This is a genomic window from Streptomyces sp. NBC_01267 (genome assembly GCF_036241575.1).
Classification (GTDB): Bacteria; Actinomycetota; Actinomycetes; order Streptomycetales; family Streptomycetaceae; genus Streptomyces.
Window position 1 is genome coordinate 1679333 of the sequence record NZ_CP108455.1, and the last position, 23561, is coordinate 1702893.

Sequence of the window (23561 nt, forward strand, 5' to 3'; positions counted from 1 at the left end):
TCCGGCCTGAACCACTGTCCCGACCCTGGCTTGCCCGCTCACGCTGTTCCGCGTCTCATCGACCACGTGCCAACTCTATTCAGCATCACTGGCATTGAGTGGATATCAGGGCGGGAAGCATCTCTCCATGACGGTTCGCCCGCTGCTCCTCCTCGACGTGGATGGCCCCCTCAATCCGTACGCCGCCCGCCTGCCCCGCCTGCGCGGCTACACCACACACCGATGCCACCCCGCCAACTGGCTCTCCCGCCAGACCCCCGGCTCCCGCGCCCACCGCCGGGGCCTGCGCGTCCGTCTCCTCCCCGGGCACGGTGCCCGTCTCACCGCGCTCCCCTTCGACCTGGCATGGGCGACCACCTGGATGCACCAGGCGAACGAGATGATCGCCCCAGTCATCGGCCTGCCCCACGACCTCCCGGTAATCGAATGGCCGGAACTCTTCGCCAAGGACCCCGACGGCCTCTACTGGAAGACCCGCCCTCTCCTGAACTGGGCCGCGGGCCGCCCGTTCGCCTGGGTGGACGACATGATCACGGACCTGGACAGGGCCCACGTCACGGCCCACCACGACGCTCCTTCGCTGCTGCTGCGCATCGACCCCCGCCGCGGTCTGCGGGAGACGGACTTCGCCACACTGATCAGTTGGTCGAAGTCCTTGTGACGCCGTGAGGGCTTCCCCGGATAGGCCTCCGCGGCTCCCGCCTCGTAGAGAGGCTTCCCGATGCCCCGGTCCTTGTGCCTCCGCTGCCCCGGAGACCACAGGGCTGGTCACCTGTACGGAACCGGGCGAGGACGAGGGCTTGCGACCGGTCTAAGCGGTGGGCATAGCTCGGCAGATGGCTTCATGCAGGCACAAACGCTGAGGCCCGCGTCGCAGCCGGGGCTGGGTTCTGGGTCTGGGTCTGGGTCTGGGTCTGGGTCTGGGTCTGGGTCTGGGTCTGGGGCCTGGGCCTGGGCCTGGGCCTGGGTCTGGGTCTGGGGCACGCTCCCTCGTCGATCCGTCATCTCAGCCCTCCAAGCCGCCCATACGGCCGGGCAGCCCGATCCAGTCCTTCATTGCGCACTGGACCAATGCCTTGATGTGTACCTTGCCCCCAACCTCACGTCTCGTCCGAGACATATGAAGCCGCCCGTTCCGAGATGACCGCAGCTCCGCCGTCCTTGAACACGTCCTCGCAGAACGACGCCACCTCTGCCGTACCCGGACGGTTTCGAGCCGGCACGGAGGCAGGCCGGACTGCGGGCGAGCGACGCGGAGGGCTGGTTGCACTTCGCGCGGCCGGGCGAGACACGGTGCGCGTCCCTGCGGTGCGCTTGGCCGGGCGTCGGGAGCCTCCTGATACTCGACAAGTGGCTGGACGGGTTCAGGGCGCCCGCTCGGCGTCGGCTCAGCGCGCCGCGGTTCCCGTCAGGACATCGAGTTCCAGGCCGAGTTCGCGGGCCAGGGCGTCGTCGGTCCACTCCAGCATCGCGGCGCGGGAGAGCGGCGCACCGTAGGAGGTCATCTGGACGGCGAGGCCGTCCAGGAGGGCGGTGAGGCGCCAGGCCGTGGCGGCGGCGTCGGGGCAGTCGAACTCACCGGCGGCGGCGCCCTCCGCGATGACGTCCGCGAGCGCCGCCTTCCACTGCTGGTCGAGCCCGCCAGCGGTCTCGCGCAGTACGGGGTCGCGCAGCGCACCGGCCCAGGCCTCGATCCACAGGCGCCAGCCCTTGGCCTGGCCGGTCGGGGCGTACCAGCGGACCGCCGCGCGCAGCCTGCGGACGGCGGAGGTGCGGCGGCCGAGCAGGAGGCGGAGGTGGGCGAGGTCGCCCTCGGCGGCGTGCGCGAAGGCCGCGGCGACGAGCTTCTCCTTGGTGGCGAAGTGGTAGAGCACCAGGGCGTTGCTGACGCCCAGGGCGGAGGCGACATCGGCGACGCGCACGGCCGCGGCGCCGCGCGCCTCGATCTGCTCGATGGCGGCGCGCAGCAGCTCCTCGCGCCGCTCGGCAACGTTCAGTCTGACTCTTGCCACCTCGTCACCCTACTGTCCCCACAGGGTGTCCGAACCCTGTGGGGGACAAGGTCGCACGGACCCTTGACAGCGCGCAACGGCGGGGCCACAGTCGACCACTATTGACTGTTCATTCAGTCAATGCACTGCGCCACGCCTCCCTTGCCCGCGCCGCAGCAGGAGTCCCTCAGTGACCCGTACACCGATCTCGCCGTCGCACGGCACCGCACCGAGTTCCCCCCAGGGCGCCCCCGGGGACTGCCCCGGTCCGGAGTGCTCCCCCGATTTTCCAGGGGCTGGGGTGAGCAACGTCCCCGGCTGCGCAAGTCCCTGAACCGGATCGAGGGCGCCGGGGGCCGCGGCCTGCACGGCGGGCCGGGTCGTCAGCGGAACCATCCGAAGCGCTCCGCGATGACCGGCAGCCGCTCGGCCACCAGGGCGTGCGCGGCGGCGCGGGGCGTGCAGTCGTCGGCCTCGGCGCGGGACAGCATCTGGTCGATCAGGGCACGCATCGAACGGCGGGTGTGGGCGAACGCCTCGTCGGCGTCGGCGCCGATGTCGCCGAACAGCGTCCACCACCACCACGCGTTGGTACCGGAGTTGACGACGACGTCCGGCAGTACGGTGATGCCGCGGCCGGTCAGCAGCGCCTCCGCCTCCGGCAGCACCGGCATGTTGGCGGCCTCGACGATCCAGCGGGCGGTGATGCCCGCCTGGTTGGCGGTGTCCACGGCGTACGAGACGGCGGCGGGCACCAGCACCTCGGCGTCGGCCGTCAGCCAGGCACCGGCCGGCAGTTCGCTGTCGTCGGCGCGGAGCACGGCGCGGTCCACGCAGCCGTGGCCGTCACGGGCGGCGAGCAGCGTCTCGATGTCCAGACCGGCGGGGTTGGCGAGGGTGCCCTTGATGTCGGCGACGGCGACGACGCGCAGTCCGGCGCGGACCAGGAAACGCGCGGTGGCGCCGCCCATGGTGCCGAAGCCCTGTACCGCCACCCGGGTTCCCTGATAGGGGGTACCGGCCCGGTCCAGCGCGGCGAGTACCGATTCGGCGACGCCGCAGCCACCGACGAGCTCGCCGAGTCCGATGCCGTCCACCTCGATGGCGAACGCGTCGGCGAGGCGCTGCCGGGCGGCCTCCTCGTCGTCCAGGAGCGGGTAGACGGCCTGGATGGAGGAGACGAGGCCCGCCTCGGAGGCGGCCCGGTCGACGAGGTCCTGAGTGAGGCCGAGGTCCTCGCCGGTCGTCCAGAAGCGTTCGACGTAGGGGCGTACGGCGCGCAGGTAGCGGACGAGAACGCCGTGGGCGGCGGGGTCGCGCGGGTCGCAGTCGATACCGCCCTTGGCGCCGCCCAACGGGATGTAGCGGCCCTGCGGGTTGTAGTGCAGCGCCTCCTTCATCGTCATGCCGCGGGCCAGACCGGTCACTTCCTCCAGGGTGCAGCCGGCGCGCATCCGCAGGCCGCCGCTGGAAACCCCGCGCACCAGCCGGTCGACGACGAGGTGTCCCTGGTGCCCGGTCTCGTGGTCGGTCCAGGTGAGAGAGATCAAGGGGGCGGCGGGAGCGGGCGACGGGCTCGTCACGGGCGTGGCGGGGGTCTGCGGCGCGGGGGAGGACGGCGTGTGGGAAGACGTGGTCATCAGGAGGACTCCTCCGGAACGGTGATGAGGGTGGGCCCCGGGGTGGTCAGGGCCAGGCGCAGGGCTTCGGCGAGCGCCTCGGGGGAGTCGGCGTGCACTCCGTGGCCGCCGTAGGCGCGGGCCAGTGCGGGCAGGTCGACCGGGGGCAGGTCGACGCCGGTCGGGTGGTCGCAGCGGGCCGCCATTTCGCAGCCGGTGCGCGTCCCGGCTCCGCGTCCCGGCGTCCCGCTCGTCCCGCAGCGCGGCGACGGCCCGGCGGACGGCGACGGCCCGGCGGACGGCGACGGCCCGGCGGACGGTACCGGTCTCCGGCCGTGGGGTACCGGCATCCGGCCGTGGGGTACCGGCATCCGGCCGTACGGTGCCGGTCTCCCGGCTGGTGCGGGTCGTTGCCCCGCCGCCGCGGCAGGCGGCGAGCAGTGCGCGCACGGTGTGGCAGGCATCGCCCACCAGCGGGAGGTCCGCGGGCAGTCCCGCGTACATCTGCGCCGGGTCGACATCCACCCGGACGAGGGTGCCGCCGAGTGCGGGCGGATCCGTCCACAGGTCGGACTCGGCCAGCTCCGTGCCGACGCCGGTGGTGCGGGTGGCCGCAGTGGTGAGGGAGGCGGCGTCCGAACCGGTGCCGGGCTCGGTGACGGCCAGCATGAATCCGGTGATGCCGACCTCGGCGGCCCTGCGCCACAAGTCCCAGGGGGTCTCGACGTCGGCCTCGTCGACGGCGCGCGCCGCCGGCCGGATCTCCTCCAGCGCGAAGGTACGGGTGAGGCCGACGATGTCCCGCTGTTCGGGGGTCAGCGGGATCAGCTCGGTGGGCAGCTCCGACATGGCGTCTCCAGACACGACGATGACGTCCTCGGACCGACCGGCACACGGGGAGGAGCTGTCACGGGGCCATGCACCGACCGGTCTTACTGAATCACTAGTCAGTATTTGGAGTCCGGGCCGCCGGTGTCAATGAGCGCGGATACTGAACCTTCATTCAGCGGCCTTTCCACCATGCGCAACGGGGGGTTGACCACCCCCCGATCACCTCGTACGGTGCTCCCACCTCGCAGGTGTATCGATTAACCACCTCCCGGGCACCCACTCCCCTGCTCCCCTGTAGGAGGCCGCACGCCGTGCGTTCCATGCTGAATCGCCGCGGATTCATCACCGCGGGAGCGGCCGTCGCGGCCGGTGTCGCCGCCCCCGGGCTGTCCGGGTGCGGGCTGGTCGGAGGGGACGAGTCCGACCCCGACACCCTGGTCGTCCACAGTTCGCTGGGCGGCACCGCGCCCGGCTCCGCGACCTTCCGGGCCGTTCTCGACATGTTCCGCAAGGAGAACCCCGGACTCAGGGTCAAGAGCCTGATCAACGGGGACGAGCTGGGTCAGGTCTACGAGACGTCCCGGCTGGCGCACAAAGAGGCCGACGTCGTCATGGTCAACCTCTACGACAAGACCGTCTCCTGGACGGCGCTCGGCGCCACGGTGACCGTCAACGGGTACCTGGACGACTGGGGCCTCCGCGAGCGCATCCTGCCCGCAGCGCTCGACGAGTGGACCGACGACAAGGGACGACTCCGCGCCCTTCCCTACATCGCCAGCAACTGGCCCGTGGCATTCAACCGCGGCCTGATGCACAGAGCCGGGGTCGAGGACATACCGCTCACCGGGGACGCCCTGATCGCCGCCGCCAGGAAGCTGCGGGCGAAGGGCACCGCGCCCGTCACCATCGGCGGCAACGACTGGACCGGACAGAAGCTGCTCGCCCAGATCATCCAGTCCTTCGTCACCGCCCCGCAGGCCAAGAAGCTCTACGCCACCGGGGACTTCAGCGGGATCAGCGGGGCGCGCGAAGGCATCGAGTACTTCGTCGAACTGCGGGACGCCGGTGTCTTCACCGACAAGGCCCAGGGGCTCACCACCGACTCGATGACCACCCAGTTCAACACCGAGGCCGCCGCCATGCAGTCGGCGATGTCCTCGGCCCTCGCCCGGGTTCCTGACAACGTTGCCAGGCATACGGATGTCGGTGGCTGGCCGCTGCCGCCCGGAGCCGTGCACGACAGGCCGACCATCCTGCGGACCTTCACCGTCTCCGGGTTCTGGGTGAGCCCCAACGGCACCAAGAAGATCGAGACCGTCGAGAAGTTCGTCCGCTTCATGTACCGGCCCGACATCGTCTCCCGCTTCATCACCGAGGGCGGCCGGGACATGGCGGTGAAGAGCGACACCCTGAGCGACGGGTTCCCGCTGGTCGCCAAGGCCCAGCAACTCGGCGCCGACGTCAGCCAGGTCGTGCTTCCCGATCTGTACGTACCGCCGTCGGCCGTCCAGCCGATGATCCAGGCCACCAGTACGGCCTTCACGCCCGGCGTCAGCGCCCGGCGGATTCTCTCCGCGCTCCAGGGCGCGTACCGCAACGCCTGAGGAGGCAACCCCATGACGATGACGTCATCCGTCAGGCCCGCCTCCCGGCAGGCCGGTCCCCCCTCCGCCGCGCAGCGCAGGCAGCGCGGGCCCCGGACCACGGTTCTCGCCCTGCCCGCCCTTGCCTGGTACCTGGTCTTCATGGTCGGGCCCATGGTCGCGATCTTCGTGATCGCCGCCCTGCACTGGCCCGGCATGCTGCAGCCGACCTCCTTCGCCGGATTCGACAACTTCGGCGCGCTGTACGACGATCCGGTCTTCTGGCAGGCCGTGCGCAACACCGGCGTCCAGATGGTCATCGCGATCCCGGTGATGATCGTCTGCGCCTACATGGTCGGGTACTACGTCGCCCAGAAGCCGCCGGGACACCGGGTCATCCGCTATCTGCTGTTCGTGCCGGGGCTCATCTCCACCCCGGCCAAGGCCATGGTCTTCTACGCGGCGCTCTCCCCCGACGGCCTGGTCAACGGCGCCCTGAAGTCGGTCGGTCTCGGCTCGCTGACCGACGCCTGGCTCGCCAACCCCGACACCGCGCTCTACTGCCTGATCGCGCTCGACGTCTGGGCCGGTATCGGCTTCACCGCCGTCCTCTTCGCCGCCCGGCTCGACAGCGTCCCCGAAGAGATCGGCGAGGCCGCGCAGCTGGACGGCGCCGGGCACTGGCGCGCCATGTGGCGGATCCACTTCCCCGTCATCAAGGAGTACGTCGGTGTGGTGACGATGCTCCAGTTCCTCTGGACGCTCTTCGGCTCCGCCCAGCAGGTACTGCTGCTGACCCAGGGCGGCCCCGCCAACTCCTCGACCACGCTGTCGTTCCTCGTCTACGAGAAGGCGTTCATGGAGAGCGACCTCGGCTACAGCCAGGCCGTCGGCGTGGTCCTCTTCCTCGCGGGGCTCGTCGGGCTGCTCGCCATCCGCCGCGCTTTCCGCCAGAGCTACTGATCGGAGCCCGACCCACCATGGCCACCACACAGTTCAGAAAGCCCCGGTTCAGGAAGTCCTGGCTCCCCGCGCACATTCTGGTGTGGGCGTACGCCGTGCTGCTCGCCATTCCGCTGTACTACTTCCTCGCCTCCGCCTTCAAGTCCAACGAGGCCATCTTCGCGAGCCCGCTCGCCCCGCCGACCTCGTTCGGATTCGGCAATTTCCGTACCGCGTTCGAGAGCGCGGACCTGGGGATGGCGATCCTCAACTCCGCGATCGTGACGGTGTTCTCGCTCGCGCTGACCCTGGGCCTCGCGATACCCGCCGCGTTCGCACTCGCCCGCGCACAGGGCAGGGTCGGGTCCGTCATCGAGAAGATCTTCTCGCTCGGCTTCCTCGTCCCCACCTTCGCCGCCCTCTTCCCGACCTTCCTGCTCTCGGCGGCCACCGGCCTCTTCCACACCCGGCTGTTCATGGTGCTGTTCCTGCCCGCCACGGCGATGCCGCTGTCGGTGGTGATCCTCATCCAGTTCATGCGGACCATTCCGCGCGAGATGGAAGAGGCCGCCCGGATCGACGGCGCTTCGACCTTCGGCGTGCTGCGGCACATCTACACCCCGATGTGCATGTCGGGCATCGCCACCGTGCTGCTGCTGAACTTCCTCACCTTCTGGAACGAGTACCTGTACTCGCTGATCATCATCGGCCCGGACCCCGACCTGCGGACCATTCAGGTGGCCCTGCCCACGCTCAAGTCGCAGATCGGCACGGACTACGGCATCCTCACGGCCGGTACGATCCTCACGCTCGTCCCCGTCTGGATCATGTACACGCTGCTGCAGAAGCGCATGCAGCAGGCCCTCGTGAGTGGTGCGGTGAAGATGTGAGTCCGAGTACGCCCTCCGGCCCCCGGCCGACGATCAAGGATGTCGCAGCCGGGGCCGGAGTCTCCACGGCCGCGGTGTCCAAGGTCTTCAACAACACCGGCCGGATCTCCGAGCCCACCCGCCGCCGCATCCTCGACGCGGCGGAGCGGCTGGGCTGGTCGCCGAGTGCGTCGGCGAGCGCGCTGCGCCGCTCGCGTACGCGCACGGTCGCGATGGTGGTGCGCCGCCCCACCGATGTCCTCGGCGCCGATCCGTTCTTCTCCGAGCTCATCACCGGTCTGGAGAGTGAGCTGTCGCCGCGCGGCTACGGGCTGCTGCTGCACCTCGCCGGCGACGTGCGCGAGGAGACCGCGCTGTACGAACGGCTGGCCGCCGAGGGCCGCGTCGACGGCGCCGTACTCACCGAGCACCGCGCCGACGATCCACGGCTGCCGCTCCTGAAGGGCCTGGGACTGCCGGCGGTCCTGCTGAGCACGGCGCACGGCAACGGGATCACCGAGGCCGTCGGGCACCTGCTGGCCCTCGGGCACCGGCGCATCGGCTACGTCTGCGGGCCGGACGACCTCCTGCACACCCGTTTCCGGCTGCGGGTCCTCAGGGAAGCCCTGGCCGCACACGGTCTCGTACCGGCCGCGGTGGTCCACACGGACTTCACCGAGGCGGAAGCGACAGCCGCCACCGAGCGGCTGCTCGCACTCGACGACCGGCCCACGGCCCTCGTGTACGCCAACGACTCGATGGCCGTCTGCGGACTCGGCACCGCCCAGCGGGCAGGCCTGTCCGTGCCCGGCGAACTCTCCGTGGTCGGCTACGACAACCTGCCGCTGGGCCGCTGGATCCACCCCCGCCTGACCACCGTCGACCAGTACGTCCAACAGGCCGGCGCAGCCGCCGCCCGCGAGCTGCTCGCGCAGTGCGGGGAGGACGTCCGCACCGAACCCCTCACCGGACAACCCCGGCTCGTCGTACGTGAGTCGACCGGTCCCGCCTGACCCCCTGGAGCACCACAGATGCAGCGCCACAGCGCCCAGCTCGCCCACGACCCCGCCGTACTGCCCTGGCTCGGGGCCAACTACTGGTCCCGCACCGGCGGCCCCCTGATGTGGCGCGACTACGACCCGGCGGTCGTCCGCGAGGAGCTCGCCGTACTGCGCGAGCACGGGCTCAACATGACCCGGTCGTTCTTCTACTGGCCCGACTTCCACCCCGAACCGCACCGCATCGACGAGAAGTTGTGCGACCGGTTCCGGGACTTCCTGGACGCGCACGGCGAGTACGGGATGGGGACCGTTCCCACGTTCATCGTCGGTCACATGTCCGGGGAGAACTGGGACCCCGTCTGGCGCGCGGGCCGCGATCTGTACGAGGACGTGTGGATGGTCGGCCGCCAGGCGTGGTTCGCGAGCGAGATGACCCGGCGCTTCAAGGACCACACGGCCGTCACCGGCTGGCTGATCACCAATGAGATGCCGGGGTACGGGCGGATCTACCAGGTCGACCCGCCGTCGGTGGACGTGGTGACGGCGTGGGCGCAGTCAATGTGCAACGCGGTACGGGCGGCGGGCGGCACCCAGCCCGTCTCGCTCGGCGACGGCGCCTGGGGGCAGGAGGTGACCGGGCGCGACAACGGTTTCTCGCTGCGCGAGACCGCCGAGTACGTCGATTTCGTCGGGCCCCACGTGTACCGCTCGGACACCGACAAGGTCCGCCAGCACTACCGGGCGGCCTTCGAGTGCGAGCTGGCCGCGGTGACCGGACAGCCGGTGGTCCTGGAGGAGTTCGGGCTCTCCACGGACACCGTGTCGGCGCGCAACGCGGGCGTGTACTACCGGCAGACACTGCACAATTCGCTGCTCGGCGGTGCGACGGGCTGGATCGCCTGGAACAACACCGACTACGACGACCTGTGGGAACGGTCCCCGTACGACCACCACCCCTTCGAGATGCACTTCGGCATCACGGACAGCGCGGGACGCCCCAAGGAGCCGCTGCGCGAACTGGCCGCCTTCGGCAAGGTGCTGGAGCAGGTCGACTTCCCGCGCTGCCGGCGGGCCGACACCGGAGCGGCGCTGGTCGTCCCCGCCTTCCTGGAACGCGGATACCCCTACAGCAGGCCCGCCGACCGGCCGTTGATCTTCTCCTCGCTCCACCAGGGCTATGTGGCCGCCCGCGGCGCCGACCTCCCGGTGGGCTTCGTCCGGGAGGCGGACGGGATCGCCGACGACGTCCAGCTGTACCTGCTCCCGTCGACCCGGCAGCTGACGACGCGGACCCGGCGGGATCTGGAGCGGCGGGCGCGGGCGGGGGCGACGGTGTACCTGTCGTTCTGCTCGGGCGAGCACCCGGCGACGCGCGGCCCGTGGTTCCACGACCTGGACGGCCTCTTCGGGGTAAAGCACCAGTTGTCGTACGGGGTCGCCGAACCGATCGAGGACAACGTCCTGGAGATGACCTTCACCGAGGACTTCGGCCCGCTGAAGTCGGGGGAGACGTTGCGTTTCCCGGTGTCGGGGAACGAGGACAGCCGCGCGTATCTCCCGGTGGTGCCGCAGGGCGCCCGGGTGGTGGCGACCGACGGGCACGGGCGCCCCGCACTGCTGGTCCACGAGATCGGGGAGGGCCGGACGGTACTGGCCACGTACCCGCTGGAGAACATGGCGGCCCGCACCGCCCGGGTCAACCCGGAGCAGACCCACCGCCTGTACGAAGCGCTGGCGGAGGTCGCCGGGGTGGCGCGGGCCGTGACGGTGGACACCCCGTACGTCAGCGCCGATGTCCTGGTCCACGAGGACGGGCGGCGCTTCGCCTGGCTGGTCAGCCAGTCGGAGGACGCGCTGAACGTACGGCCGGGCGGAGGCCGCCTGTTCGACCTCGGTACGGGCGCGGAGTCACCGGAGGTCGCGCTGGAGCCGTACGGGGTGCGGGTGCTCGAACTGCGCGACCAGGACCAGGAACTGCTCTAACCGCGACCGCGGTCCCCGCCCATGCTCTGGCGACCGATGATCCCGGCCTGGATCACGGGAGCTTGGTAAGTGCCCCCGGACATACTGTTGTTGATGACCCCGACCCGCGTGCCGGACGTCGGCGGTGCCATCTCGTCGAGCAGCGTGCGCAGTTCGGCGGCGGCTTCCGGGTCCGCCTGGAGGGCGCGGCGCATCCGCAGTCGCCACTCGCCCTGCACATCGGCGGCGGTGTCGGTGTCACCGGCCTGCTGTGCGGTGGTCAGTTCGGCGCGGGCCGCGTCCAGTTCGGCTGCCACCGCCGTCGGTTCGGCGCTGCCCCGCCGGGCCAGGAACGCGGCCATCCGGTCACGGGTACGCGTCCAGGCATCGGTCGCCATCTGCTGTACGAGTGCGGTCGCCCCCGCCGTCACCAGCGCCGTCAACTCCGCGTCCACTGTTCCCCCTTGGCCGTCTCTGCTGTCCGGTGAGTTCCTTCTCCCCGGCTGCTTCCGAAGCCTAGCGCCGCAACGCCGCCACCGGGTCGCGGTGCGGGCTGTCGCGTGGCCACCAGTCGTCGCGGCCGGGATCCGATTCGTAGGCGTACCAGCGGCCGTCGTGACCGAAGCGCAGCTGGAGCGCGCCGCCGGGGATCGTCAGGCGGTTGCGCCAGGGCTGGAAGCGCGGCAGCCCGGCGGCGGCCAGGGCGGGGCGAGCCCGGTCGAAGGGGCCCGCCGGTGGGTCCCACGGTGTTTCGAGTACGGACAGCCCGTCGGCTCCGCCCTGCCGCCAGGCGGCGACCGCGCGTGCCAGGTCGGTGGGGCTGCGCCCGGTGGCTCCGGCGAGGTCGCGGTAGAGCGTGCGGGTGGTGGCGGTCAGCCCGGCGGTGGGACGGGCGGCGGCCAGCCGGACGGCGTCCTGCCAGGGGGTGAGACCGGCGACCGGGTCGGTGCCCGTGGTCAGCAGGGTGTGGGCGCGGGCGGCGGCGTCGGTGGCGAGGTGGTCCAGGGTCAGCGGGTCGGGGGCTCCGCGCGCGCCGGGGTAGGCGGGGGGCCGGCCCGGGTACGGGCCGGGCGGCAGGGGCGCGGGCAGCGGCGGGAGGAACCGCGGGGCGAGCGCCTCGCGCGCGGGCACTCCGGGCGTGGGCGGCGCCGCACGCCGGTCACGGGCCGCGTGGGCCGCGTTGCGCCTGGCCAGTTCGTCGAGGAGTTCCCGCTCACCCCTGCCGCGCATCAGCAGCAGCACGAAGGGGTCGGAATCGAGGAGCCGGGCCGTCTCGTAGCAGAGGGCGGCGGCGTGCTTGCAGGGCCGGCCGCCGTCCGGGCAGGAGCAGGACGGTGTGAGATCACCGGGCGCGGGGAGCAGGGCCACCCCCGCTTCGGCCGCCGCGTCGACCAGCGAGTGGGGCATGTCCTTGTCGAGGAGAGCGGCGATGTGGCCCGGCTGGGCGGCGGCAGCGTCGAGGAACTGCTCCCAGTCGGGGTCCGTGAGCGTACGCAGCCGCAGCTCGGCACGGTAGGGGCGCGGACGGCTCCCCTGGACGTACGCGAGGATGCGGCCCGGCGCCACGTTCACCGCGGCTACATGGCCGCCGTCCGCGTACTTCCTGCCGCGTTCGAGACGTCCTTCGTCCAGTGACAGCGCCTCCACGGCTGCCACCCAGGCGTTCCCCCACCAGCTGCTCATGACGGCCTCCGCAGCGACACCAGGTCGGCGAGTTCCGCGTCGCCCAGCTCGGTCAGGGCGCTCTCGCCGGAGCCGAGGACCGCGTCCGCCAACGCCCGCTTGGCGGTGAGCATGTCGGCGATGCGGTCCTCGACCGTACCCTCCGCGATCAGCCGGTGGACCTGCACGGGCTGGGTCTGGCCGATGCGGTAGGCGCGGTCGGTCGCCTGCTCCTCCACTGCCGGGTTCCACCAGCGGTCGTAGTGGATGACATGGCCCGCTCGGGTGAGGTTCAGGCCCGTCCCCGCGGCCTTGAGGGAGAGCAGGAAGACCGGGGATTCACCGGCCTGGAAGCGGTCCACCATCTCCTCGCGCCGGGCCACGGGGGTGCCTCCGTGCAGGAGTTGGGAGGGGACGCCGCGGGCGGTCAGATGGTCGGAGAGCAGCCGGGCCATCGCCACGTACTGGGTGAAGACCAGGACGGAGCCGCCCTCCGACAGGATCGTGTCGAGGAGTTCGTCGAGGAGCGCGAGCTTGCCCGAGCGGCCCGCGAGCCGCGAGGGCCCCTCTTTCAGGTACTGCGCCGGGTGATTGCAGATCTGTTTGAGCGCGGTGAGCAGCTTCATGATCTGGGCGCGGCGGCCGGCGCCCTCGTCGGCCTCGATGACCGCCATCGATTCACGGACCACGGCCTGGTAGAGGGATGCCTGTTCACGGGTGAGCGAAACGGGGTGGTCGGTCTCCGTCTTGGGCGGCAGTTCGGGGGCGATGCCCGGGTCGGACTTCTTGCGGCGCAGCAGGAACGGGCGGACCAGCCGGGCCAGCCGCTCGACCGCCCCGTCCTCCTCGCCGTTCTCGACGATCCTCGCGTGGCGGGCGCGGAAGGTCTTCAGCGGGCCGAGCAGTCCGGGAGTCGTCCAGTCGAGCAGGGCCCACAGCTCGGAGAGGTTGTTCTCCACCGGCGTTCCGGTGAGGGCGACGCGGGCCGGGGCGGGGATCGTGCGCAGGGCCTTCGCCGTGGCCGCGTGGGGGTTCTTGATGTGCTGCGCCTCGTCCGCGACGACCATGCCCCAGGGGTGCGCGGCCAGTTCGGCGGCGCTGGTGCGCATCGTGCCGTAGGTGGTGAGCACGAAGCCGCCCCCGGTGTCGTCGAGGGAGCGGTCCGTGCCGTGGAAACGGCGGACGGGCACCCCGGGCGCGAACCGGGCGATCTCCCGCTGCCAGTTGCCGAGCAGCGAGGCGGGGCAGACCACCAGTGTCGGTTCGCGGCGTGCCCGGTGCAGGTGGAGGGCGATGAGCGTGATGGTCTTCCCCAGGCCCATGTCGTCCGCGAGGCAGCCGCCGAGGCCGAGCGAGGTCATCAGATCGAGCCAGCCGAGGCCGCGCAGCTGGTAGTCGCGCAGCGTGGCGTCCAGGCCGGTGGGCTGCGGCAGCGGGGCGGCGTCCGTGGTGAGCCGGGAGTGGAGGGCCGCGAGCGCGCCGACCGGCACCGCTTCGACCGTCTCGCCGTCCACCTCGGCGCTGCCGGTGAGCGCCGCCGACAGCGCGTCCACGGGTGCGAGAAGCCCCAACTGCCGCTTGCGCGCCTTGCGTACGAGGGCCGGATCAACCACCACCCACTGGTCCCGCAACCGGACCACCGGGCGGTGCGCCTCGGCCAGGACGTCCATCTCCGCATCGGTCAGCCGGTCGTCACCGAGCGCCAACTGCCAGCTGAAGGAGAAGAGGTGCTCGGTGTCGAAGAACGAGGTGCCGTCCGTGGCCGAGCCGGGGGCGGACCGTACGACTGCGGTGGCGGTGAGCGAACGGGCCAGCTCCCTGGGCCAGTGCACGGCCACCCCCGCCGCGGCGAGCCTGGCCGCCGCCGGGCCGAGCAGCTCGTACAGCTCCTCCTCGGACAGCGGCAGTACGTCGGGCACCGGGCGCTCCAGGAGCCGGGCCAGCGGGGGCCAGACCCGGGCCGCGCGCCGCAGCGCCAGTACCGCGTCGATCCGCACCCGCGGCCCGAAGTGCTTGTCGCCGTCCCCCGCCCAGAGCCGCCCGGCGTCGATCACGAGGGTCGGGTCGGCGAGGCTGTGCACCTGGACGACGGCCGCACCCGCCCGGCGCTCCACTTCCGCGGTGTCCCCGCCCCGGTCGGTCCCGTCGGTCCGGTCGGCCTGGTCGAAGAGTTCGAACCCGGAGAGGTCGAGGCGCAGCGAGACCTGCACCCCGGCGTCCGACCCGGCTGCCACCTCCGCCGCCCACTCCCGCAGTCCGGGCAGCTGCTGGGCCTCACGGGCCGCGTAGGCGGCCCCGGCCGCGTGCGGTGCCGCCGGGGTGCGGGGCAGGGTGTCGGCGACGGCGTCGTAGAACGCCCGGATCAGTCCCGGTGGCTCGGGCAGTTCCATGGGGGTGCGCCCGGGAAGCGGCGTGGCGTGTGCCTCCGGTGGCATGGCTGCGGCGATGGCCCGCAGGTGTGCGATGTCCTCCGCGTCCAGCGGTCCGGCTCGCCAGGCGTCGTGGTCGTCGGCGGTCAGGCCGGGGAGCAGCCGACCGCGCGCGACCAGCTGCAGGGCGTGCAGCGCCGCCGCGCCCCAGCAGCGGACGGCCGGATGGGCCACCGGGGAGTGCCGGGCCGCCACCAGCAGCGGCAGCGCCTCGGCGACGGACAGCAGCACCGCAGGGACGGTCCGGCGCCGGACCGCTGCGCCCTGGCGTCGCACGACCGCGAGCTCGTCGGGCCCGGACACCTCACCGTCGGGGTCCCAGAAGGCGAAGCGGCCGTCCCGTGGCAGCACGGCGGGGAGGAACACCGCGGCCCCTCTGATGAGCCCGGCCGGCCCCGGCCCGGCGGCAGGCACGGTCCCGGCGGCAGGCACGGTCCCGGCGGCAGGCGCCGGCCCACCGGTCCTCCGCGCTCTCCCCGTCTCCGGCACCCCGCTCACCTGCCTTCCCCCCTCGCATCCGATGTCTCTGCGAGTCTAGGTGCGGGGTCTGACAACGGACCCGGGAACCGGAACCTGCCCTTCCGACAGGCCTCAGCGCACCCCCTCCCACAAGGCGCGCTCCCGCGCCCGCGGGTCCTGGCGGGGAGCGGACTCCTCGTCGAAGATCATCGTTGTGCGCGCGGCCCGGTCGTAGGGCGCCCATCCGGGGTCTCCGGTCGTCGCGAAGGCCACCCACGCACCGTGCACGGTGTCCGCCAGGCTCTGGGGCGGGCAGTTCCCGAGCATCGCGGCGTACGACGGATCGCGGAGGTTGTCGAAGACGAAGCCCAGCTCGGCCGCATGGCAGGCGCCGAGCCTGCCGCCGAACTGCGGGGAACGCCAGGCGAATTCGTACAGCCGGGAGCCGGGAACCGCCTCGGCGAGGCGGACGGCCGGAATCCGGTAGAACCAGTCGGTCGCCACTACGTCGAGGAGCTCACCCGGCGACGCCTGCGGGCGGGTCGCACGGTAGACGGCGAGTGCCCTGTCCGGGTCGAGTCCGTACGCCGTCAGCGCGAGCCGCAGCCGTTCCTCGGTGATCGCGTCCAACCGTCCGGTCGGGACCATGAAGAGCCGGTTCTCCTCACGGTTGCTGCCGACGAGCAACTGGACACCGCACTCCGGACCCGGCAGGGCGAGCCCGGGGAGCACCGGCTCGAAGGGCATCACGTTGAGCGCCGCATCGCCCCACAGCTCCGGATCCGGGCGTCGCCCGATCTCGGCGCGCAGCCTGGCCTGGGCGGGCAGCAGCTCCGCGAGCGGCACAGCGGCGAACTTATCGGCGGTCGGCTCGATCCCCAGGTACTCCGCGAGCCGCGCGGCGATCAGAGCGGCCGTCGCGGGCCGCAGGAAGTGGTGGGCGGCCCCGCTCTGCAGAATCGCCCGGCCGAACAGCCCGGCCGCCCGTTCCGTCCCGAGCAGCACCCCGATGCCCATGGCCCCGGACGACTCCCCGAAGACGGTGACCCGGTCGGGAGCGCCGCCGAAGGACTCGATGTTCTCGCGCACCCACTCCAGGGCGGCGATCTGGTCGAGCAGCCCCCGGTTGTCCGGCGCTCCGTCCAGGCTCAGGAAACCGTCCGTGCCGAGCCGGTAGTTGACCGTCACACAGACCACACCGTCGCGGGCGAACGCACTGCCGTCGTAGCCGGACGCCGAACTCGAACCGTTCGCGAACCCTCCGCCGTGCAGCCACACCAGCACCGGAAGCCCCCCGTTGGGCCCCGGCTGCGGCGTCCAGACGTTGAGGTTCAGACAGTCCTCACCGTCACCGCCACGGCCCTCCGGGATGAGCGTGTCGAACGGGGGCGCGTACGGAGCCTTGGGCGCGGTCGGGCCGTACGCCTTCGCCTCGCGCACGCCCTCCCACGACGGGGGCGCCGCCGGTGCACGGAACCGGCGCGGGCCGAAGGGCGGCGCCGCGTAGGGGATGCCGAGGAAGGACGCCACCCCTTCGTCGCCCATCCGCCCCCGGACCGCACCCTGGCGGGTCATGCACACAGGTTCCATCTGGTTCGGGCTCACTCTGTTCAATTCCGGTCCCATCGGCTCGAAGAACAGCAATGTGGCGGACGTTCCCTTCCCTGGTACCGTGCCGCGCCCCTCCCCGTAAAGATCCCGGAGTCCCCGGCCTGGAGAGCCGAGACGGACCCAGCCGGCACAGGACCGACCGGGGAGAGGTTCGGATCGGCGGGCCGCACCAAGGCGGCCGTAGTGACGTCCCCCGCGCGGCCCAGCACCGGATGCCGTCCCGCCCGGGGCACGGCAGGGTGGGGCCCACCAGTGACTCTCTGTACAGACGGGACCGCCCATGTCCGATCACCGGCGTCTCGGCATCATCGCCGGGGCAGTGCTCCTGCCGTTCGCCGTCACCGGCTGTTCCGGTCTCAACCGCAGCGCCGTCGGCACGATCTCGTACACCACTCCGGCCTCACAGGTCGTCACCGTGTCGAACCCGTCCGTACGGGGCTGTCACCCGCTGCTGCGCGGCGGCGCCGCTTCCGTCGTCAACAACACACTGATCGACATGGTGCTGTATCCGGGCACCAACTGCGCCGGCAGGCCATCGGTGTACAACGCCACCACGCTCACGAACACGGTGACGCCCCCGCTCGTCGCCTGGCGCAGTTACAGCCTGGTCCACTGACCACCTCACGGACGACGCCACTGGCACCACCGCCGGAAACACCGCAGCCGGCACCACGGACGACGCGGCACGGCGCGCCCGCCCGCAGTCGGAGCCGGAGCTGGGCTCAGTGCCGGGGCAGCGCCCTCACCCATGTTCCGTCGTCCGTGAGACAGCGGTCCACGACGAGCCCCGCCCCGTCGAGGTGGTGCGCGAACTCCTCCCTGGTCAGCGGGCGCGACAGGAAGGTCTGCGTCCACGTCGCGTCGGGGTAGACGTACTCGCAGACCATCGAGTCCACGCCGTCCCCGACCGGGGTCGCGGACAGGATCCGCACGATCCCGCCCGTGTCGTTCTGCCGCTCGCGCGGGACGTCCGTGTGCCAGTCCGGGCCTTCACGCTGGATCAGCACACAGCCCTCGTCCTTGACATGCCGACGGCAGGTACGCAGCATGCCCTGACGGACCTCCGGGTCTCCCGAGTGCACCAGGTACGACGCCAGCATCACCACGTCGAAGGTCTCTCCCGCGTCGAGCGTCTCGATCGGGCTGCATATCGTGCGCACACCCTCGATCTGCTCCAGCATTCCTGGCGACTCGTCGACCGCGGTGACGGCGAAGCCCCGCTCGGTCAGCGGGCGGGTCACCCGGCCCGCCCCGCAGCCCAGTTCGAGGATGCTCGCTCCGGCCGGGACAGCCGAAGCGATCACATCCGGTTCGCTGCCGACCGGCAGGCGTCTGTACAACTCCACGGAGCAGCCGTCGGGCGTCCGCGCGCCCGGCCCCGTGCCGTCATATCCCTCACGCATCCGAAGGCTCATGCCCGCCGAACGAACACGCCGGACCGGTCGTTCCCTCCCGGTCGCCGGTCTCCGGTCGCCGGATCAGCGGTCCGGTCAGCCCCCGGACCGGCCCTCCGAATCGAAGCGGGCCGCTTCCAGGTACTCCGGCTTCGGATCGAGCGCGGCGGCCAACCGGAAGTGGCGCCTGGCCTGTTCCGGACGGCCGGCCCGCTCGAAGGTACGGGCCAGGGCGAAATGCGCGAAGGCGTTGTCCGGCTCCCGCTCCAGTACCAGCTGGAACTCCAGCTCGGCCGGGCGCAGTTGGGCAGCGGCGAAGAACGCGCGCGCCCGCAGCAGACGGGCCGCCGTGTTCTCCGGGTGGGCGGCGATGACCTCGTCGAGCAGCTTCACGGCGCCGCGCGGATCACGGGCCGCCAGCAGCGCTTCCGCCGCCCGGTAGTCGATGACGTGGGTCTCGGGGTTGCTGTGGGACATCCGTCCGGTCCTTTCCGTCGTACTACTGCCCGCCCGGGGCTTCGGGGTCAGCCGCCCGCCCGGCCTGCTGCCCGCTCGGACAGCTGCGCCCAGACCGTGCGGACCTGCGGCTCCAGGGCCTCCAGGGGGCCGTCGTTGTCGATCAGGAGATCTGCGATCTCCCTGCGTTCTTCCCGGCCGGCCTGGGCTGCCATCCTGGCGCGGGCCTCGGATTCCCGCATGCCGCGCAGCCGTACCAACCGGTCGAGCTGTGTCCCGGGCGACGCGTCGACCACGATCACCAGGTCGTAGAGCGGGGCGAGACCGTTCTCGGTCAGCAGGGGCACGTCGTGGATGACGATCGAGTCCGCTCCCGCAAGGCCCTCCAGCTCCGCGGAGCGGGCTCCGACGAGCGGGTGGACGATCGCGTTCAGCGTCGCGAGCCGGTCCGCGTCGGCGAAGACGATCGAACCGAGCTTCGGCCGGTCCAGGCTTCCTTCGGCCGTGAGGACCGACTCCCCGAACGCCTCGACGACGGCCGCCAGCCCGGGAGTTCCGGGCTCGACCACCTCGCGCGCGATCCGGTCGGCGTCGATCAGCACCGCTCCGTACGAGACGAGCAGCCGGGACACTTCGCTCTTTCCGGCGCCGATTCCACCGGTCAACCCCACTTTCAGCATGGGCAGGAGCTTAGACCGACCGTCTTTCCTCCGGACCGGGCCGGGCCCCGGCCGGAGCCGTCAGAGTTCGCCCTCCCGCTCCGCGAGGAAGCGCTCGAACTCGCGGCCGATCTCGTCGGCCGACGGCAGATCGACCGCCTCGGCGACCAGATTGCCGCGGGTCTCCGATCCGGCCAGCGCGTCGTACTGGTGCTCAAGTCCCTGGACGAGTGCGACCAGTTCCTCGTCGCCCTCGCCGATCTGGCGCTCGATCTCGTCCTGGGTGCGCTGCGCCTCCGTACGCAGGGAGTGTGCGACTCCCGGCAGCACGAGCCCGGTCGCTCCCGTGACGGCTTCGAGCGCGGTCAGCGCGGCGTCCGGGTACGAGGAGCGTGCGACGTAGTGCGGCACGTGGGCGGCGACGCCGAGCACGTCGTGCCCGGACTGCGCCAGCCGGTACTCGACCAGCGCCTCCGCGCTGCCCGGTACCTGCGCCTCGTCGAACGGGGACCGGTGCCCCGGCATCAGGTCGGTGCGGTTGCCGTGCGGAGTGATGCCGACCGGGCGGGTGTGCGGGACGCCCATCGGGATGCCGTGGAAGTTCACCGAGATGCGTACGCCGAGCCGCTCGACGATCTGCTCCACCGCTGCTGCGAACCGCTCCCACTCGACGTCGGGCTCGGGGCCCGACAGCAGCAGGAAGGGCGCTCCTGTCGCGTCCTGCACCAGACGCACTTCGAGGGCCGGTGTCTCGTAGTCCGCCCACTGGTCGCGCTTGAAGGTCAGCAGGGGGCGGCGTGCCCGGTAGTCCACGAGCCGGTCGTGGTCGAAGCGGGCCACCACCTGATGGGGGAGGGTGTCCAGCAGCCCCTCGACGATCTGGTCGCCGGTCTCGCCCGCGTCGATGTACCCGTCGAAGTGGTAGAGCATGACAAGTCCGGCCGACTCCTGCGCGAGCGCCACATCGACGACTGCCAGGCCCTTCGGCTCCCATGCGTACAAATCTTGCGGATCCAGCACGATTACCGCTCCTCCTCGTGTTCATCGGGGAGAACGTCCGAGGGGGCGCGAGCATTCCCCGCGTACGCCTCTTCACAGGCGGCTCCCGGTGCGGGGCAACTCCCGGCCCCCTGACGGTCCGTCCTCTCGCGCCCCCTCCGTCGTCCTCCCCCTCCGGCGCGACGCGCACCCCTCCCCCGGGCGTCCCCCCGGACTCTCCCCCGGACTCCCCCGTACCCCTTCCCCCGCACCCCTTGGTCCAGACCTTGACATGTCCACGCGCCGTCCCTACCGTCTCGGGGCAGCACAGCGTTCAGAAACTCGCCCACGGTTCACATGGACAAACATCGAGCGATGCTGTGGCGCGAATCCCGAACCCCGACGCGGAGGCCCCCATGCGTACCCGCCCGCTCCTCCTGCCCCTTCTGATCACGACCCTGGCCGCCGGCGGCCTGACCGCGACCGCATCGACCGCCGAAGCCGCCACGGTCGTCCAGGTGTCCACCGCGGCCCAGTTGAAGTCGGCCCTCACCACCGTCGGCCCCGGTGACACCATCCGGCTCGCCGACGGCACGTACACCGGCAACTTCAAGACGACAGCCGCCGGAACGTCCTCGTCCCGGATCACCCTCACCGGTTCGTCCAAGGCCGTCCTCACCACCACCGGCGGCGGCTACGGCCTCTATCTGAACGGGGCCTCGCACTGGACGGTCCAGGGCATCACCCTCACCGGCGGCCAGAAGGGGATCATGATGGACACGGCGGTCGGCGTGACCATCGATTCGGTGACCGTGCACGGCCTGGACATGGAGGGCGTGCACTTCCGCAGGTCCAGCAAGGACGGCGTCGTCAAGAACTCCCGGATCTACGACACCGGCCGCGACGGCCGCGGCATGGGTGAGGGCGTCTACGTCGGCACGGCGGGCGACCTCTCCGACAACAGCGACCGGGTGCAGATCCTGAACAACACCATCGGGCCCGGCGTCGGCGGCGAGAACGTCGACGTCAAGGAGGGCACCAGCGGCACACAGATCATCGGCAACACCTTCGACGGCAGCGGCCTCACCGGCGCCCACTACGACGACTCCTGGGTCGACGTGAAGGGTAACGACGCACTCGTCGAGAACAACACCGGCACCCACACCAGCAACACCGGCTACGAGACCCACACCCAGCAGCCGGGCTGGGGCTGCGGCACGGTCTTCCGCTCCAACACGTCCGACCTGAGCGACGATCCGGGCGCGCTCCAGCTCGCGTTCAACATCACCAACTACCAGGCGGACAGCTGCCCCACCACGGTCTACGCCAGCAACACGGTCACCGGCGGCAAGGGGCTCACCAACATCGCCGTCACCCCGTGAACCCGCGCCCGCAGACATGAGCAAGGCCCGCCCCCCGAAGGGAGCGGGCCTTGCTTTCAGCTATCTACCAGCTGGGACCTGAGCGTCAGCTCTGGCCACCGGCCAGCTTCTCGCGCAGGGCGGCCAGCGCCTCGTCCGACGCCAGGGCGCCGGAGTTGTCGTCCGACTCCGAGGAGTACGAACCACCCGAGACACCCGCACCGGCGTTGCCACCGGTCGCGGCCGGGGCGGCAGCGCCCTCGGCAGCAGCGGCCTCGTCGGCCTCGCGGGACTTGATGACCTGGGCCTGGTGCTGCTCGAAGCGCGACTGCGCCTCGGCGTACTGACCCTCCCAAGCCTCGCGCTGGGTCTCGAAGCCCTCGAGCCAGTCGTTCGTCTCGGGGTCGAAGCCCTCGGGGTAGATGTAGTTGCCCTGGTCGTCGTACGACGCGGCCATGCCGTACAGCGTCGGGTCGAACTCGACCGAGGCCGGGTCGGCACCGAAGGACTCGTTGGCCTGCTTCAGCGAGAGGCTGATGCGGCGGCGCTCGAGGTCGATGTCGATGACCTTGACGAAGATCTCGTCGTTGACCTGGACGACCTGCTCCGGGATCTCCACGTGGCGCTCGGCCAGCTCGGAGATGTGGACCAGACCCTCGATGCCCTCGTCGACGCGCACGAACGCACCGAACGGAACGAGCTTCGTGACCTTACCCGGGACGACCTGACCGATCTGGTGCGTACGGGCGAACTGCTGCCACGGGTCTTCCTGCGTCGCCTTGAGCGACAGGGAGACGCGCTCGCGGTCCATGTCGACGTCGAGGACCTCGACGGTGACTTCCTGGCCGACCTCGACAACCTCGGAGGGGTGGTCGATGTGCTTCCAGGAGAGCTCGGAGACGTGCACGAGACCGTCGACGCCACCCAGGTCCACGAAGGCACCGAAGTTGACGATCGAGGAGACGACGCCGGAGCGGACCTGACCCTTCTGCAGGGTCGTGAGGAACGTCTGGCGGACCTCGGACTGGGTCTGCTCGAGCCAGGCACGGCGGGACAGGACCACGTTGTTGCGGTTCTTGTCCAGCTCGATGATCTTGGCCTCGAGCTCCTTGCCCACGTAGGGCTGGAGGTCGCGGACACGACGCATCTCGACCAGGGAGGCCGGCAGGAAGCCACGGAGGCCGATGTCGAGGATGAGACCACCCTTGACGACCTCGATGACGGTACCGGTGACGATGCCGTCTTCTTCCTTGATCTTCTCGATGGTGCCCCAGGCACGCTCGTACTGAGCGCGCTTCTTCGAGAGGATCAGGCGGCCTTCCTTGTCCTCCTTCTGGAGAACCAGGGCCTCGATCTCGTCGCCGACCTTGACGACCTCGTTCGGGTCGACGTCGTGCTTGATCGAGAGCTCGCGGCTCGGGATGACGCCTTCGGTCTTGTAACCGATGTCGAGGAGAACCTCGTCCCGGTCAACCTTGACGATGACGCCGTCAACGATGTCGCCATCGTTGAAGTACTTGATCGTCTCGTCGATCGCCGCGAGGAACGCGTCCGCGTCGCCGATGTCGTTGACCGCAACCTGCGGCGTGGTGGCGGTGGTCTCGGTGCTGCTCGTCATGTGGGAAAGGGCTCCGGTACGGACATTGAAGTCGTAGGTACTGCTACGCCGGGAGCCCGTATCGCCTCTGCAGACGCCGGACAGCCCAGGAAGCGCCGATCCGGTGTTCCGTGTTCGTTGCCGAACACGTCGGTGG

20 protein-coding genes and 1 pseudogene are annotated in these 23561 nt (G+C 71.0%); 8 read left to right on the forward strand and 13 right to left on the reverse strand.

Annotated features, from left to right (window positions below; genetic code table 11):
- Positions 1-127 precede the first annotated feature (127 nt).
- The gene (locus tag OG709_RS07805) at positions 128-661 is read left to right on the forward strand and encodes a hypothetical protein (RefSeq protein WP_250303811.1); all 534 of its coding nucleotides are present in this window, start codon (positions 128-130) and stop codon (positions 659-661) included.
- Positions 662-1388: 727 nt separating this feature from the next.
- On the opposite strand, the gene OG709_RS07810 is transcribed toward OG709_RS07805, so the two are convergent.
- From OG709_RS07810 to OG709_RS07825, 4 genes and pseudogenes are all read right to left on the reverse strand, one after another.
- Entirely contained in the window at positions 1389-2012 is a 624-nt protein-coding gene (locus OG709_RS07810; RefSeq protein WP_250303810.1) for a TetR family transcriptional regulator C-terminal domain-containing protein, read from the reverse strand.
- A gap of 362 nt (positions 2013-2374) precedes the next feature.
- The gene (locus tag OG709_RS07815) at positions 2375-3574 is read right to left on the reverse strand and encodes a glutamate dehydrogenase (protein WP_250303880.1); all 1200 of its coding nucleotides are present in this window, start codon (positions 3572-3574) and stop codon (positions 2375-2377) included.
- A gap of 56 nt (positions 3575-3630) precedes the next feature.
- On the reverse strand, positions 3631-4131 hold the full coding sequence (locus OG709_RS07820; RefSeq protein WP_329169073.1) for a thiamine pyrophosphate-dependent enzyme: 501 nt from the start codon (positions 4129-4131) through the stop codon (positions 3631-3633).
- A gap of 97 nt (positions 4132-4228) precedes the next feature.
- Positions 4229-4459: pseudogene (locus OG709_RS07825) on the reverse strand (acyl-CoA dehydrogenase family protein); the annotation flags it as partial.
- A 293-nt stretch (positions 4460-4752) separates the two neighbouring features.
- Between OG709_RS07825 and OG709_RS07830 the strand changes: the two are divergent.
- From OG709_RS07830 to OG709_RS07850, 5 genes are read left to right on the forward strand one after another with little or no spacing between them, the layout of a single operon-like run.
- A complete protein-coding gene (locus tag OG709_RS07830) occupies positions 4753-6045 on the forward strand; it encodes an ABC transporter substrate-binding protein (RefSeq protein ID WP_250303809.1) in 1293 nt (430 codons plus the stop codon).
- 12 nt (positions 6046-6057) lie between these two features.
- Positions 6058-6987 (forward strand): carbohydrate ABC transporter permease, encoded by a 930-nt coding sequence (locus tag OG709_RS07835; protein ID WP_266643659.1) that lies wholly within the window; start codon positions 6058-6060, stop codon positions 6985-6987.
- A gap of 17 nt (positions 6988-7004) precedes the next feature.
- Positions 7005-7856: a carbohydrate ABC transporter permease gene (locus OG709_RS07840; protein ID WP_250303807.1), complete on the forward strand. Its 852-nt coding sequence runs from the start codon at positions 7005-7007 to the stop codon at positions 7854-7856.
- Complete coding sequence (locus OG709_RS07845; RefSeq protein ID WP_250303806.1) at positions 7853-8848, forward strand: LacI family DNA-binding transcriptional regulator; 996 nt, start codon at positions 7853-7855, stop codon at positions 8846-8848. Before OG709_RS07840 ends, OG709_RS07845 begins: the two co-directional genes overlap by 4 nt.
- A gap of 18 nt (positions 8849-8866) precedes the next feature.
- A complete protein-coding gene (locus OG709_RS07850) occupies positions 8867-10819 on the forward strand; it encodes a cellulase family glycosylhydrolase (protein ID WP_329165381.1) in 1953 nt (650 codons plus the stop codon).
- Here the strand turns inward: OG709_RS07850 and OG709_RS07855 are convergent.
- The 4 genes from OG709_RS07855 to OG709_RS07870 all read right to left on the reverse strand — a co-directional run bounded on the left by OG709_RS07855 (position 10816) and on the right by OG709_RS07870 (position 16923).
- Positions 10816-11253, reverse strand: a complete 438-nt coding sequence (locus OG709_RS07855; RefSeq protein ID WP_250303804.1) for a hypothetical protein — start codon at positions 11251-11253, stop codon at positions 10816-10818. The two genes, OG709_RS07850 and OG709_RS07855, sit on opposite strands and share 4 nt — an antisense overlap.
- 61 nt (positions 11254-11314) lie before the next feature.
- Positions 11315-12481: an SWIM zinc finger family protein gene (locus tag OG709_RS07860; protein ID WP_329165383.1), complete on the reverse strand. Its 1167-nt coding sequence runs from the start codon at positions 12479-12481 to the stop codon at positions 11315-11317.
- Positions 12478-15321 (reverse strand): DEAD/DEAH box helicase, encoded by a 2844-nt coding sequence (locus tag OG709_RS07865; RefSeq protein WP_405684613.1) that lies wholly within the window; start codon positions 15319-15321, stop codon positions 12478-12480. Before OG709_RS07865 ends, OG709_RS07860 begins: the two co-directional genes overlap by 4 nt.
- Before the next feature lie 159 nt (positions 15322-15480).
- On the reverse strand, positions 15481-16923 hold the full coding sequence (locus tag OG709_RS07870) for a carboxylesterase/lipase family protein (RefSeq protein ID WP_329165384.1): 1443 nt from the start codon (positions 16921-16923) through the stop codon (positions 15481-15483).
- A gap of 316 nt (positions 16924-17239) precedes the next feature.
- On the opposite strand from OG709_RS07870, the gene OG709_RS07875 reads away from it, so the two are divergent.
- Positions 17240-17575, forward strand: coding sequence for a hypothetical protein (locus tag OG709_RS07875; protein ID WP_250303801.1), 336 nt, complete (start codon positions 17240-17242; stop codon positions 17573-17575).
- A 106-nt stretch (positions 17576-17681) separates the two neighbouring features.
- On the opposite strand, the gene OG709_RS07880 is transcribed toward OG709_RS07875, so the two are convergent.
- The 4 genes from OG709_RS07880 to OG709_RS07895 form a co-directional block, all read right to left on the reverse strand.
- Positions 17682-18362 carry a class I SAM-dependent methyltransferase gene (locus OG709_RS07880; RefSeq protein ID WP_329165386.1) on the reverse strand — a complete coding sequence of 227 codons (681 nt, stop codon included), beginning with the start codon at positions 18360-18362 and terminating at the stop codon, positions 17682-17684.
- 87 nt (positions 18363-18449) lie between these two features.
- Positions 18450-18830 carry a tetratricopeptide repeat protein gene (locus OG709_RS07885; RefSeq protein WP_250303799.1) on the reverse strand — a complete coding sequence of 127 codons (381 nt, stop codon included), beginning with the start codon at positions 18828-18830 and terminating at the stop codon, positions 18450-18452.
- A gap of 47 nt (positions 18831-18877) precedes the next feature.
- Positions 18878-19489, reverse strand: coding sequence for a dephospho-CoA kinase (coaE, locus tag OG709_RS07890; RefSeq protein ID WP_250303798.1), 612 nt, complete (start codon positions 19487-19489; stop codon positions 18878-18880).
- A gap of 60 nt (positions 19490-19549) precedes the next feature.
- Positions 19550-20488, reverse strand: coding sequence for a PAC2 family protein (locus tag OG709_RS07895; protein ID WP_250303797.1), 939 nt, complete (start codon positions 20486-20488; stop codon positions 19550-19552).
- Between the two features lie 374 nt (positions 20489-20862).
- Between OG709_RS07895 and OG709_RS07900 the strand changes: the two genes are divergently transcribed.
- Positions 20863-21828 (forward strand): right-handed parallel beta-helix repeat-containing protein, encoded by a 966-nt coding sequence (locus tag OG709_RS07900; protein ID WP_329165390.1) that lies wholly within the window; start codon positions 20863-20865, stop codon positions 21826-21828.
- A gap of 85 nt (positions 21829-21913) precedes the next feature.
- On the opposite strand, the gene rpsA is transcribed toward OG709_RS07900, so the two are convergent.
- Positions 21914-23425: a 30S ribosomal protein S1 gene (gene rpsA / locus OG709_RS07905; protein ID WP_250303795.1), complete on the reverse strand. Its 1512-nt coding sequence runs from the start codon at positions 23423-23425 to the stop codon at positions 21914-21916.
- Positions 23426-23561: the final 136 nt, after the last annotated feature.